General features: G+C 53.8%; 11 protein-coding genes. 4 read left to right on the top strand and 7 right to left on the bottom strand.

From position 1 onward, the window contains the following. Positions 1 to 183: 183 nt before the first annotated feature. The 7 genes from PT279_RS01120 to PT279_RS01090 form a co-directional block, all read right to left on the bottom strand. Positions 184 to 1,140 carry an HD domain-containing protein gene (locus PT279_RS01120; RefSeq protein ID WP_277165197.1) on the bottom strand — a complete coding sequence of 319 codons (957 nt, stop codon included), beginning with the start codon at positions 1,138 to 1,140 and terminating at the stop codon, positions 184 to 186. Positions 1,141 to 1,223: 83 nt separating this feature from the next. Beyond that, positions 1,224 to 2,255 carry a LacI family DNA-binding transcriptional regulator gene (locus PT279_RS01115; protein ID WP_277164635.1) on the bottom strand — a complete coding sequence of 344 codons (1,032 nt, stop codon included), beginning with the start codon at positions 2,253 to 2,255 and terminating at the stop codon, positions 1,224 to 1,226. Positions 2,256 to 2,492: 237 nt separating this feature from the next. Beyond that, on the bottom strand, positions 2,493 to 3,377 hold the full coding sequence (locus tag PT279_RS01110) for a carbohydrate ABC transporter permease (RefSeq protein WP_277164633.1): 885 nt from the start codon (positions 3,375 to 3,377) through the stop codon (positions 2,493 to 2,495). A 3-nt stretch (positions 3,378 to 3,380) separates the two neighbouring features. Beyond that, on the bottom strand, positions 3,381 to 4,307 hold the full coding sequence (locus PT279_RS01105) for a sugar ABC transporter permease (RefSeq protein ID WP_277164631.1): 927 nt from the start codon (positions 4,305 to 4,307) through the stop codon (positions 3,381 to 3,383). A 57-nt stretch (positions 4,308 to 4,364) separates the two neighbouring features. Continuing rightward, positions 4,365 to 5,747 carry an extracellular solute-binding protein gene (locus PT279_RS01100; RefSeq protein WP_277164629.1) on the bottom strand — a complete coding sequence of 461 codons (1,383 nt, stop codon included), beginning with the start codon at positions 5,745 to 5,747 and terminating at the stop codon, positions 4,365 to 4,367. Between the two features lie 43 nt (positions 5,748 to 5,790). Then, a complete protein-coding gene (locus PT279_RS01095; protein ID WP_277164627.1) occupies positions 5,791 to 7,320 on the bottom strand; it encodes an alpha-L-arabinofuranosidase C-terminal domain-containing protein in 1,530 nt (509 codons plus the stop codon). 292 nt (positions 7,321 to 7,612) lie between these two features. After that, a complete protein-coding gene (locus PT279_RS01090; protein WP_348519358.1) occupies positions 7,613 to 10,282 on the bottom strand; it encodes a KUP/HAK/KT family potassium transporter in 2,670 nt (889 codons plus the stop codon). Positions 10,283 to 10,641: 359 nt separating this feature from the next. Here PT279_RS01090 and PT279_RS01085 point away from each other — a divergent pair, with 359 nt between their 5' ends. The 4 genes from PT279_RS01085 to PT279_RS01070 all read left to right on the top strand — a co-directional run bounded on the left by PT279_RS01085 (position 10,642) and on the right by PT279_RS01070 (position 13,064). Further along, on the top strand, positions 10,642 to 10,827 hold the full coding sequence (locus tag PT279_RS01085) for a hypothetical protein (protein WP_277164625.1): 186 nt from the start codon (positions 10,642 to 10,644) through the stop codon (positions 10,825 to 10,827). Next, a complete protein-coding gene (locus tag PT279_RS01080; RefSeq protein ID WP_277164623.1) occupies positions 10,824 to 11,462 on the top strand; it encodes a hypothetical protein in 639 nt (212 codons plus the stop codon). Before PT279_RS01085 ends, PT279_RS01080 begins: the two co-directional genes overlap by 4 nt. A gap of 57 nt (positions 11,463 to 11,519) precedes the next feature. After that, the gene (locus PT279_RS01075) at positions 11,520 to 12,323 is read left to right on the top strand and encodes a hypothetical protein (RefSeq protein ID WP_277164621.1); all 804 of its coding nucleotides are present in this window, start codon (positions 11,520 to 11,522) and stop codon (positions 12,321 to 12,323) included. A gap of 336 nt (positions 12,324 to 12,659) precedes the next feature. Continuing rightward, positions 12,660 to 13,064, top strand: a complete 405-nt coding sequence (locus PT279_RS01070) for a hypothetical protein (RefSeq protein WP_277164619.1) — start codon at positions 12,660 to 12,662, stop codon at positions 13,062 to 13,064. Positions 13,065 to 13,116 lie beyond the last annotated feature (52 nt).

Raw genomic sequence — 13,116 nt, 5'->3', positions numbered from 1 at the left:
TCGTTATCGTTTTGAGTTCATACAAACGATAACGGGCCTCGCTGTTGACAGCTGCTGAATCTGTTAACGTGACTAAAAGCATGCATAACCGTGCTTTTTGTCACGTTTTATTTGTTGCTGCGACCAAAAGCATGAAATTCGGCTGTTTTTCGTGCTTTTGGTCGCAGCAACGTTGGAAACCGACTACTCGTCCAGCTTCATGTCGAACTTCTTGGCGAGCGCCGGGATGTCCGGGACGCCGTACTTCCTGACAAGATCAAGCCACTGGTGCTCGTTTGCCGCGCCAAAGCGCCGGGCCTTGTGCGCGTAGGCTTCAGCGGTGAGAAAACGGGGCGGGATGGATTTGCTGTTGTATTTGTCGGCCACCATCACCACCTCCTGCTCAAGGTTCATCGGCACGTAGTCGGCCGGGGGCAGCGGAAGCCCCTGCGCAATAACCTGCTCGCGCGTCAGCCCCACCCCCGTATGGTTGCGCGCGAATTGCGCGATGGATTCATCCACACCCTGCTCAAGCAACCAGTTATAGCCGCGCAGCCCGTGCAGGATGTAGTTCGGGCCATCGAATTGCAACTTTTCGCCATCCGACCCGTCGTGCTTCAACACCAGATACGTGCCGATGTCGTGGAGCATGGCCCCCACCACCGCAAGGTTCTCATCGAGCAGGCGCGGCGGCACGATGCCCCCGTTCACCCCGTCCGTCGGCGGAACCGTGGCGCGGATAGCCTCTAAAATGTTGGGATTACTGCGTTTCTGGGCGAGTGTGGCAGGCGTGACATGGCCATCTTGAGCGGGCTTCGCGTTATCCGAATGCGCTGTATCACAGGCCGCATCACTACCGCCACCGACACGGCCATCTTCGGCGGTTTCGTTTTTCCCCATGGCCGCAGAAGAGCCGTCAATCCCTTCTATTGCATTACATGAAGGAGAGCCGCCATTCCCATATTTCCCCGTGAGCTCAGGCGCATCCTTGGGCAACGTGCAACGCCGCACGAACAGCGCATTCTGCCGACGCACCAGCTGGCGGGTGATCGTCGCGATGATGACGCAATGGGTATGGATAAGGTCGTATGCGGCCTGTGACGGCGCAATCTTATGATGCAGCTCGTCCGCCTGCGCAAGTGTAGGAATATATCCGGTCATACCTTCTATTGTAGAGGCCGTCACAACAGTCTAAGCCCGTGGCCATTGCGAAAATAATGCGACAAATAACAAGAGATGCAACGCTAAACTCTGGTCGAATCCCGTTCAATCAGCGAAAAACCGGAAACGAACGTACGCGGATCACCGTTATATCCCTCGATACGTTCGATAAGCATTTCAACGGCCTTGCGCGCATATTCATCCGTATGCGGGTCGATCGTAGTCAACCGCGGAGTCGAGAAATCTCCTTCCGGAACGTTATCGAAACCCACCACCGCTATATCTTCAGGGATTCTGCATCCATGCCTTTGCAACTCATTCATCACGCCGAACGCGAGCGCATCGTCCAAACAGACCACGGCGTCGGGGCGTTCGCCATCCAGCAATTTATCGCCGGCCCGCACTCCCGAAACGCTATTGAGCGGATAAACCGATATGACCTTTGACCAGTCGACTTCAAGGCCTCGCTCTTTAAACGCACGAACGTAACCTTGGATTCTCAGCTCCTGCGTGCCTTCCTTCGCGTCAAGCACTCGCTTCCAGTCCCGATCGGCGGGGGCTCCGACCAATGCCACGGAACGATAACCACGATCAAGCAAATCACCGGTCGTCTTTTCCAATGCATCAACATTGGGCATCGTCACCAAATCCGCTTTGCCGTACGCGCTGTAATCGCCTGCCAGCACGGTAGGATACGGCTGGGAAAGAATCGCCGCTTTATCGGCCAACGCCGTATCTGTGAAAAAAATCCATCCATCAGCACCCAACCGATACGTCTCTTCAATAATGGAGGGAATGCCCGCGCCGCCGGATGCATAGGTACTGATGATGACGCCATAGCCACGTTCGCGGGCGACATCGATAATCTGATTGGCAAGATACGATGAGAAGGGCTGCAAAAAGTCGAATACGGCCAATCCTATGAGCTTAGAACTTCCGGTTTTCAGCGACCTTGCCGAAACATTGACGGTATAGCCCAGATTGTGCATCGCTTTCAAGACGCGCTCGCGCGTTGAAGGACGCATGCTTCCTGTTCCGTTGAGTGCGTTGGAAACGGTTTTGATTGATACGTCCGCCTCCCTTGCCACGTCTTTGATCGTCACTCTGGAACGCATAAAACAATCCTTTTCACTGCCGCATTACTCAGATAAGCATCGCCCGAATGTGCTAACGCATATCAGTTAGACAACATCGTAATCCAGCATACAGCCACCCCCGAGGCAAAATCCATAAAGAAAAACCGTGCCCGCGCAGCTCGAGACTGCACAGACACGGTATGGCATCCGATGACACCCAACCAACGTTCAACAGGAATCCGTCGGATACGTCATTTCAGATGTTTTGCTGTATTATTACTGCTTTACAGCTCCGGCAGTGATGCCGCCGACCCAGTAACGCTGCAGGAAGAGGAAGGCCAGAACCAGCGGAATCACCGAGATGAAGGCGCCGCAGGTGATGAGATTCCATACCTGCTCAACACCCGCACCGGCGTTGGACTTGGCCTGCCATTGGGTCAGACCCACCGTAATCGGGAAGAGCTTGGTATTGGCAAGCACGACTTGGGGCAGGAAGTAGTTGTTCCAGCAATTGACCACGGAAAGCAGGAAAACCGTGGTGATGGCCGGAGTCATGATTGGCAGGGAGACCTGGAAGAAGGTCCTCAGTTCGCCGGCGCCGTCAACTCGCGCCGCTTCCATCATCTCGTCAGGCAGGGAAGACTGACAATACACGCGCATTAGGTAGGTGCCGAACGGGGAAAGCAACGAAGGCAGAATGACTGCCCAAATCGTATCGTTCATTCCAATCTTCGTCATGATGATGAAGGTCGGGATGACCAGTGCCGTGGTCGGAATCATCAAAGCACCAAGGACGATGTTGAAGTACACCTTGCGGCCGCGGAAGCGGAATTTGGCGAATCCATAACCTGCCATAACCGACAACGCCGTCGCGCCGACGCCACCGACCAAAGCGTAAAGCAGCGAATTGAACAGCCAACGCCAGTAGATACCATCCTGATAGGTGGTGAGCTCCTTGATGTTGTCCCACAAAGCGAAATGCTTGTCGAACCACATCGGGCCACCGGTGCCCATGAACAGTCCGGCGTTGTTCTTGGTCGCGGCGACGATAAGCCACCAGACCGGCAGTATGAAGTAGAGAATGCAGATCACCATAAAGACTTTCGCAGCGATCTGATGACCCTTGTTGATCTTCTGACCTTTATCGATATTCTGTTTCATCGCTCAGTCCTCCAATCCAGACTGCTTGCGCGTCAACGTCATGAACAAGACGCTGAAAATGACCACCAAAAGGCCAAGTGCAAACGAAACCGTCGCGGCATAGTTCATTTGGTTGTAATTGAATTCCAAAGCCTGCGCATACATGTTTGGTGTGTATTCGGGAGGTATCGCAGAGTTTGCATTGTTTCTCAACACCATAGGTTCGGTGTAGAACTGCAGCGTTCCAATCAGCGCAAAGATGGTGACCATAACCATCGAGCTGGTGATCATCGGAACCTTGATCTTCAAAGCAATCTTGGCCTCAGAGGCTCCATCGATTCGAGCTGATTCATAAAGATCCGTGGGAATCGACTGCAGCGCGGAATAGAGAATGACCATATAATAGCCGGTCCATTGCCAGGTGACCATGTTGACCAAAGAACCGAAGATACTGCCCGGAGCAAGGAAGTCAGGGGCTTTCATGCCGAACAGTTGGAAAAGCGAAGTGAAGGGGCCCATATCCTTTGAATACAGGAAGCCCCACATAAGGGCGCCGATAACCACAGGAATGGCATACGGCAAAAAATAAAGTAACCGGGAGACCGATGCGAACTTGGACTTCATGGAGTCAAGCACCAACGCCAACAGGAGCGCAAACAGAAGCTGAATGGGCACCATCACGATTGTGTAGAGCACGACCAGTTTCAGACCATTCAGGAAGATCGGATCGGTAAATACCCTTTTATAATTGGCAAGTCCGGTAAATATCGTGCCACGAACCTGCGTATAGCTGTATAGCGAAACAAAGAACGCATAGACAAGCGGAACGACAAGAAACAGGATAAACACGATGCCGAAAGGAGCAGTGAATATCCAACCCCAGCGGTTCGCCCTTGTCGTCGACAACGACTTGGTACCATGCGGCACAACATTATTTTTCTTTTTCGACATGAGCCTCTCCTCATTGAAGGGGAGGCGGGCGGAATCCGCCTCCCCTAAAACCACTTGTTACTCGACTGTGAAGCCCTGCTGCTTGGCATAGGTGCTGAGCGTCTTCTCCCATGCATCAAGCTTGGTATCCACATTGGCACCATCGCGCAGAATCGCGGCCAAAGTCTTGGTCTGCTCATCATTGGCGTAGGTCTGGAAGGGCAGGAACTGATAGCCCTTGTAGTTCTGGGCCACCGGAGCGATAATCGTGTTGATCTTCTGGTTGTTGAAGAACTTCTCACCACGATCAAGGAACGCCTGCGACTTCAGCTTCTTCTGCCAGGTCGGGTACAGGCCGGAATCGTTGACGGCGATGTCTTGAGCTTGGTCGTCACCAAAGAACTCCATGGCGACCTTCGCCGCCTGCTTGGTGTCCTTGGCCTGATCGGTCACAGTAAGAGCGGAACCGCCACAATTGATGGCCGGGTCGTTCGCGGTCCAGCCTGGAGCCTTGGCGACCTGCCAGATTGAGCCATCCTGAACGCCGGAAAGACCATTGAGGTAGCCGACCATCCACGAAGCGTGGATGATGGTGGCATAGGAACCGTCAACGTTCTTCTTGTTCCAAGCCGCGGTGTCCGTATCATCAGTGGCGACGATGCCTTCCTTGGCCATCTTCTGCCAGAAGGTCACAACCTTCTTGACAGAAGCGGAATTGACGTCGATGCCGACCTTCTCGGGATCGTTCGCGGAATACTTGAAGACCTTGCCACCGGCCTGATCGTAATAGGCATAATTGAACAGTGTGCCATTGGGCTGCCAGTTGCCGATATGACCCTGATAGCCCTTGGCCTTGAGCTCAAGGCCGGCCTTCTCATACTCGTCCCAAGTTGTGGGGAGCTGGACGCCGTACTTGTCGAAAATGTCCTTGCGGTAATACATCACGACCGGGCCAACATCCACCGGGACGCCGTAAACGCTCTTGTTGCCGCCTAGCTGGACGTCCTTCCAAGCACCAGGAGTGTAATTATCCTTGATTTTGCTAACCCCATACTTGTTGAGATCAACAAGATGCTTCTCAACGCCCGAAGCATACTGAGGCATCATGGCATATTCGAGTTGGACGATATCCGCGGCGCCGGACTTGGCTTTGATGGCCGTACTGAAGCGCGAATACGCCTTGGCGGACTGATCGGAGCTCGTCCAGCAGACCTGAACGTCATTATGGGTGTCATTGAAATGATCAATCAGTTTCTCAACTTGAGGGTACCAAGACCAAAGAGTAACCTTCTCGGCCTTCGGATTCTTCACCTTGTTGATGCACTTGGCCGAATCGTTGGCATGGGCATCGCTGCCAGCCGTTTTCGAACCACCATTGTCGGAGCCCGAACCGCATGCTCCGACCGACAAAGCCATAGCGCCCGCAAGGACGAGGCCCAGAACCTTGTTGATACTTCTCATTTTTCCTCCTTATCGTTGCGCCTACATTGGCACAATTGGATAATCAACAAACATGAATCAACGTCCAAGAAACCGGCGCAAGATTCACAGATATGGCGTCGCCATCGATGGCGACGTTGTCGGCGACCTGTGGGGTCACCCTGTCAGGATGCTCGAGTGTGTTTGAGGCTGATCCGTCATCATCGTGCAACGTCCACGACTGAGCCGCGGAGAACCGACGGCGGGCCGGCAAAGCAATCTCGAGTTTCGTATTGTCATGCAAAGACCGATTCACCAGGAAAATGGCCAATGACCCGTCCTTGCAACGCACGGCCGTATGTCCGATTGCGCTCACTTCGCCGTACGCTTGAGTATCGATGGACGGCCCTTCCAATACCGTCTCGAGAGCTATACCATTCTTGGCGAATCGCGCGGAAAGCGAGAACGGATAGAAAATGGTCTGACGCCAAGCAGGGCCACTCGGCTCGGTCATGATCGGCGCGATGACATTGACCAACTGGGCCAAAGAAGCGGAATGGACAGTGTCCGCGTTGCGCATCAACGAAATCAGCAAGTCCCCGACCACCGCTGCGTCCGTTACGGAATAGACCTGCTCCAAAAGCCTGGGGGCAGTGGGCCAATTGCCGATTCCCGATGGGTTGTTGGCCGGATCGTTGGCCTTGTACCAAACGTTCCATTCATCGAAGGAGAGATAAACCTGATGCGAGGTCTTGTGACGGGCCTTTACGGATTGAACGATAGCGGCGATTTCGTGGATGAACGCCTCCATGTCGGCACCAGAGGCCAGGAAACTCTGCATATCGCCATTCCAAGGACGCGAATACGAATGGCAGGACACGAAATCCACCAAATCATAGGTGGCGTCGAGAACGGTTTCTTCCCACGAACCGTATGTCTTCATATCGTGCGTGGACGAACCACAGACCACGAGCTCAAGGTCCGGGTCGATTTGGCGCATGCCTGCGGCAACCTTCACCGCAATTCGCCCGTATTCCTCGGCCGTCTTATGCCCTAGCTGCCACGGACCGTCCATCTCATTGCCCAAGCACCACATGCGAATGTCAAAAGGCTTGTCTGCGCCATTGGAACGACGTGCCTCCGAAAGCTTCGTACCACCGGGAACGTTAGCGTATTCCAGCAAATCCAGCGCGTTGCCAAGACCACGTGTTCCCAGATTCACTGCTTCCATCAGCTCGTTCCCACTGACTTTGCCAAGCCACTTAACCATCTCATGAAGACCGAACTGGTTGGTTTCCGTGGAATGCCAAGCGGTGTCGAGGCGGCGCGGGCGCTGATCCTTCGGGCCGACACCGTCTTCCCATCGATAGCCGGAAACGAAATTGCCGCCCGGGTAACGGATGGTGGTGGCCCCCAGCTCACGAACCAAATCAATAACGTCCTGACGGAAACCGTCTGCATCGGCAGTCGGATGGCCCGGCTCATAGATGCCGGTATATATGCAACGTCCAAGATGCTCGGCAAACGAGCCAAACAACCTATCGTCGATAGGAGCGATCTCGAATTCATCATCAACGATAAGTCGCGCTTTGTTGGTTGCGGCACCTTCTGGCATGTTCTCCTCTTTCAATTCGCCAATTTAGTACAACGTTGTCTTTATGGGCAAATATCGACCCACGAATCAAAATCAATGAGGTTAATACAACCTTGTACTTGCTGTATTTATTAACATACACCGCCATAACTTCTCTGGCAAACTCCCCTTACCTACAAGGTTGTACTTAATGGCTTTTTTCTTAGCAACACGCCGTAGAAATAATTGGTTATTCCGGTCAAGGAATCAAAAACAAAAGCCGGGCGACCGCTGCGAACAACAGCGAGCACCCGGCTTGTAAACTTCTCTATCGTTACCTTACTTCACGTGAATGGCCGTCCGCGACACCGGCGGCGGCAGGAGCCGAGAGAAGATTACCGGGGCCTTTAGGAGAAGCCTGATGCGAAGCATCTTGAGACTGTTCCGCACTTTCATCGTCAGGCTGCCGGGAAACAGCGGCCTTGCGCCGGGTGGCGGTACGGAACGCAACACGCTTGAGGCGCGGGGGGCGACGCGTGGAGAGGAAGAGCGGCTGCACCTCGACCACCGGGTTATAGGGGGCCAGGCCGAACCACTTGACCGGCGAACCGGCCACGCGACGAATGGCATACTTCATCTTCAGACTCAGCGCTTCACGGCCGGTAATCTTGGACTCCGGCATCAGGGCCTTGTGCACGAGGACGTAGCGGACGGTGCCGATGTCGGGATCGGCATCGACCTTCGGATAGACCGACTTCTGCTCCGGCAACTCCCCGGACGAAGACAAATCGTGCATAATTTGATGGATATAAGCAGGAATGGACTGCGAGACCTTGAAACCGAGCCTGATCCGCACACGGAAGATATAGTCCGTGCCGAAATCCTCGACGGAGTATTCACGGGTGAACGGCTCATCGGTGGTGACCACCGAGACGGCCCACCAGGCGCGGGCACGCTTGGGATGGTCGGCGAAAATCGAGAAGAAGATGTCAGTATCAAGCCGGCGCAACTCGGAGTCGGAAGTGAGATAGACGATGTTGTCGGCGAAATACGGGATGCGGAAATCATCATGCAATTTTGCGAGCGCAGGCTTGAAATCGCGCGGCTTCATATGGCGACGTTGTGAACGCTCAATCTTGGTTCCGTCATTCCAGGTGATCATGATCAGCAAAATCACCGCGGTCAAAAGCATCGTGAACCAGCCGCCACGCAGGAACTTCGACATCGAGGAGATGAAGAAGAGCGAGTCGGTGGTGACGAACAGCGCGAAGAAGCACACGGCGCCAACGCGATGGTGGTGGTGCCAGACGTAGGTGGTCAGGAGGATCGTCGTGGCCAGCATGGTGATGGTCAGTGCCAGGCCGTAGGCGGCCGAAATGTGTTCGGAATCCTTGAAAATGGCCAGCACTGTAAGAGTTGCTATACACAGCACGACGTTGACCGTCGGGATATAGAGCTGGCCGCGCGTACGCGAAGGATAACGCACCTGAAGATGCGGCATCCAGTTCAAGCCCGTGGCCTCGGAGACCATCGTGAATGCACCGGTAATCAAGGCCTGCGAGGCAATCACACCCGCCGCCACCGAAAGGATGACGCCGACATAGCGCACATTTGGACTCATCATCTGGAAGAACGGGTTGACTGTGACGTTCGCCAACGACTTGTCTCCACGATTGTTGAGCATCCAAGCACCCTGCCCGAAGTAGTTGAGCACGAGCGCGACGTTGATGAAGGGCCAAGTGAAGTAGATATTGCCGCGACCGACGTGACCCATGTCGGAATACAGCGCCTCTGCGCCCGTGGTCGAAAGGAAGACCGTGCCCATCAGCGAAAGACCCGCGACGTTGTGCGAGCTGAAGAGGAATTCGACGCCATAAACCGGGTTGATGGCTTCGAAAATGGTCCAGTCACCGCTCAGGTTCACGATGCCGACCAGTGCGAGGAACGCGAACCAGACCAGCACGACCGAGCCGAAAACCTTGCCGATGCTTTCGGTGCCGCGCGCCTGGACGGAAAAGAGTACGACGATGATGACGATGGTGATCATCAGTGTCAGGCTCGTGTTCTCTTCAAAGGCGTGGGTAAAGGCAGGGATGGTCTGAAGGCCTTCCACCGCCGAGGAAATCGAGACGGCCGGGGTCAGCACGGAATCCGCCAGAAACGCGGCGCCGCCGACCATGGCAGGCACGACCAGCCATTTGCCATAACGCCTGACCAGCGAGAAGAGTGCGAAGATGCCGCCCTCGCCCTTGTTGTCCGCATGCATGGCGACCAATACGTACTTCACGGTGGTAATCAGCAGCAACGTCCAGAAAATCAACGAAAGCATGCCGAGAACCGCAGGACGGTCGATCTTCGCAAGACCACCCTGCCCAGCCAAGAACGTCTGGACGGTGTAGAGCGGAGAGGTGCCGATATCGCCGTAGACCACGCCGAGCGTGACGATGGCCATCGCAAGCGTCACCTTGTCGGGGCTGGCCTGCACCCTGCGCCACCAACGGCCGATTGGGCTGCGGGAAGTCTTAGTCAGTTTCTCGGCTTCCTCACGCTCCTCCTTGTCATGCTTGGCGATTTCCTCGCGTTCCTCTCGGGTCAGCGTATCGCGGGAGACCTTGGGCGCATTGGTGAAGGTATCCGCACGTAAAAGCGCCCTTTTCTCGGCTTGCGCAGCACGCTGTTCAGCGGTCAGCGCTTTCTTTTCCGCACTGGCCACCTTCCTTTCGGCGGCTTTGGCCTTGCGTTCCACCGCGGCGACCTTTTTATCGGCGTTCACTGCTTTCTTTTGTGCGTGAACGGCGGCTTTCTCGACTTTTGAGGCCGTTTTGCGAGTTTGCGAAGAGGCCTGAACCGCCACGTCCAACGGAGTTTTGGCTCGCGTTGTCTTCCCGGTGTCATCGGCTGTGTGCTCATGCTGAGAGCCTGTATGAACCTTCTTATTTTGCTGATTCTGCTCTTCTTGACGATTTCGGGGTTCACTTGACCCATGATGTTGCGATTGCGCCATGATTTGCCCTCCAGAAACGGAAACCTTGATGCGCTTTGTCTTCTTCTCGAACCCGATATCAGGTGCTCTCGTTGACAGACCAACGGGCAAGTGTAGCCATCTATTTGTGAAAACCAAAATCGAGACGATACGGCATGAAACAGCCGAGATTCCAACGATTATCGAATCACACAAATCATTAAAAACGTATTGATTACCTGGCAGATAAATCCCCGGTAACCATAGTGGCCAAACACTTGATGTCGCAACCTCGATAATTATCGCTCAGAATGTCATTATATTGGAATGAATTTAAGCATAATTAATACTCTCGTGGTCTGCCGTGCTATGGTTTTGGCACCACTGCAGGAAAGGCAACAATGGCTATAATAATGATGCCCGCCCAACACGGTGTCAGGAGCGCAAAGAAGCAGACAATCTCAACACTCCATCACCGGAGGGAAAGCGATGCCCCAGAGGTGATAGCAGTGGATGAAAAAATCCTCGCCGCAGCCGGTGTGAGCGAAGAAGAAATAACCGAAATAGTCTGGGTACTGGCCGCATGAGAAGGACAACTCGCAACCACAAGCAGGCTTGGCGCAGGCCGCTGCTCGTCCTCACGGCCGTCCTTTGCTGCCTGGCCATTGCCATACCGGCAACGATATGGACGACACGACACACCCAGCCCAAGCCCCAGCCAAAACCCGAGACCGTCAAGATCGTCTTTCCCGCCAAGTTCACCAAAGGTTTTCTCAAAGAAGGACAAACACCAAAACAATATGCCAAGGAGACACGCGACAACGTGGTTCCGGAATGGTACACGGACTTCTACGCCACAAAAAAAGGCGACGAAGTGGCCATCATGACCCACAAACAACTCCAAAACCGTATCAGAGACAACGACCACACCATCAAAGTCGCCGTCGACAGCTTCCTTGCCCTCGCCCACGACTACCGCTGCCAATTCGGACCCGACGGACGCGAAATGACCCTCTGGGCCGACAAAAACCTTTCAAGCCCCGACTTCGCCAACATGATGACCATGCCCCAACAGGGCTACGGGCTCAACTACTACCTCAAGGGCGGGCACGGTGACTGGGACATGCACATCACCATCCGTAACTGCCACACCAACCAACTCATCGCCAGCTTCGATCGATCGCAAGGATACAACTATAATCAAGCAGACTTAGGGGACTGACACCACAAAACCCACCAGTATCAGGCGAAAACGATTCTTCACAGAAAAGATTTTCATATGAACGGACATTTCAAACGCCAAGCCGAACCTATCTCGTACGGTTTCAATGGTCTCAGTGGTTGGCAGTCGCACTCCCCCACATTCAAAACAGATTTCGAAGATCTGCAAAGCCAAAAACCAGAAACAATAGTATGGCTACTCAAACCATTGGCCGACGAGTTCTTTAAAACCATACCGGATATTCCTATCGGACAGCCCAAAGAAACAGCCATCGATAAGCATCTTACCGTTACGGTCAACAACTCATACGAAGGAGACGATGAGCCGACAGGCAATGATATGGCTCTCATGCTCCGCAGCAACGCCGCAGCGGCCGACACTATAGATTTCAGCAAAAGCGGACGCGGATTAAAGACCCACATCCATGGAAACCATATCGAAATCGTCTGCACTGATCGTCACGGAAGCAAGTCCAACAGCATCATCGTCTCCAAAGACAGACAAAATAGCATCATCAGCGTTGATTATAAGTCATCCACATCAATTCCAAACGGCACAGTAGTCTCCGAAGTAAGCATACAATCTTGCAGAACCACCGGCTGGGTACCGACAGCATGCAATCATCCAACGGAATCGCATGGGCCATCGTTACCGCCATTACGGGAAGTTTGGAAGAAATTACCCACAAAAAAACAACGCATCACCGACGCGGGTATTAGAGAACTCACCGCGGCGCTCGGTAACAACGCCGGCACTCGCAAAATGTACAGAAGACGCAAGATTCGCAGAATATCAATTATCATTCTGATAGCTCTGCTCATCATTTTGTTGACCCTGTTCTCTCCATCATGGCCGAGTTAGCCACATGCCAACCAACAAACCGTAGGCAACAACACTATGTCCTTTTTCTCTGTTCGAAAAGAGTTGCCTCCAAGCGGGCACAGCGGCTGGAACACGCACATCAACCCGCAACTGCCACACCAACCAACTCATCGCCAGCTTCGCTCAATCACAAGGATACGAATACAACCAAAAGATTCCGGGAACTGACTCCACAAACCCACCACCAACACCAATATAGGAGCGACAATCATGAACAATCACACCATCACCATCTTCAACGGAGCCGTGTCCATAGAACTTCCGGAAGGCTTTTGTACGCTAAACAGGACAACCAACAGCCCGGAAGAGCGGAAAATGAGCAGAACAATCGTCAAGCACACCGAAGATCCTGACACCACCATCATCGGAGTCTTGGGCAAACGTGAATGGAATGAGGACAATTTAGAGGACCTGCTCAACGAATACGCGAGCATTCTCTCCCGCGGCCTTCCATCAGTCGACAACATACAATTGGCAAGCCGTGACAGTCCACACACCACCGGCACCATCGGTGTCCTCCAATTCACCTATACCTCGGTGCGCAAAGACTGGTTCGCCAATTTGTTCGTCTTCCCGGTTCACGGCTCTATCGCCATACTTTTCATGCACTGCACCTGGGACAACGCTTTTGTCCGCGCGGGTCAGTTCATGGACATCGCAGAATCAATTCAGCTCGTCGATGATGAACCTAACGGGAAAGGCTCGCACGACGAAGAATGACACCTGGCACGGGTCTCGTATCATTCTTTTCTGTCGCTCAATCGGCAGAAAC

Origin of the sequence: Bifidobacterium sp. ESL0784 (genome assembly GCF_029433295.1) — a bacterium.
Lineage (GTDB): Bacteria > Actinomycetota > Actinomycetes > Actinomycetales > Bifidobacteriaceae > Bifidobacterium.
This window is presented reverse-complemented; position numbering and strand designations above follow the sequence as displayed.

Coding starts and splice junctions, on each gene's coding strand:
- PT279_RS01120 (WP_277165197.1), bottom strand. CDS start 1,140: ATGACCGGATATATTCCTACACTTGCGCAGGCGGACGAGCTGCATCAT.
- PT279_RS01115 (WP_277164635.1), bottom strand. CDS start 2,255: ATGCGTTCCAGAGTGACGATCAAAGACGTGGCAAGGGAGGCGGACGTA.
- PT279_RS01110 (WP_277164633.1), bottom strand. CDS start 3,377: ATGAAACAGAATATCGATAAAGGTCAGAAGATCAACAAGGGTCATCAG.
- PT279_RS01105 (WP_277164631.1), bottom strand. CDS start 4,307: ATGTCGAAAAAGAAAAATAATGTTGTGCCGCATGGTACCAAGTCGTTG.
- PT279_RS01100 (WP_277164629.1), bottom strand. CDS start 5,747: ATGAGAAGTATCAACAAGGTTCTGGGCCTCGTCCTTGCGGGCGCTATG.
- PT279_RS01095 (WP_277164627.1), bottom strand. CDS start 7,320: ATGCCAGAAGGTGCCGCAACCAACAAAGCGCGACTTATCGTTGATGAT.
- PT279_RS01090 (WP_348519358.1), bottom strand. CDS start 10,282: ATGGCGCAATCGCAACATCATGGGTCAAGTGAACCCCGAAATCGTCAA.
- PT279_RS01085 (WP_277164625.1), top strand. CDS start 10,642: ATGGCTATAATAATGATGCCCGCCCAACACGGTGTCAGGAGCGCAAAG.
- PT279_RS01080 (WP_277164623.1), top strand. CDS start 10,824: ATGAGAAGGACAACTCGCAACCACAAGCAGGCTTGGCGCAGGCCGCTG.
- PT279_RS01075 (WP_277164621.1), top strand. CDS start 11,520: ATGAACGGACATTTCAAACGCCAAGCCGAACCTATCTCGTACGGTTTC.
- PT279_RS01070 (WP_277164619.1), top strand. CDS start 12,660: ATGAGCAGAACAATCGTCAAGCACACCGAAGATCCTGACACCACCATC.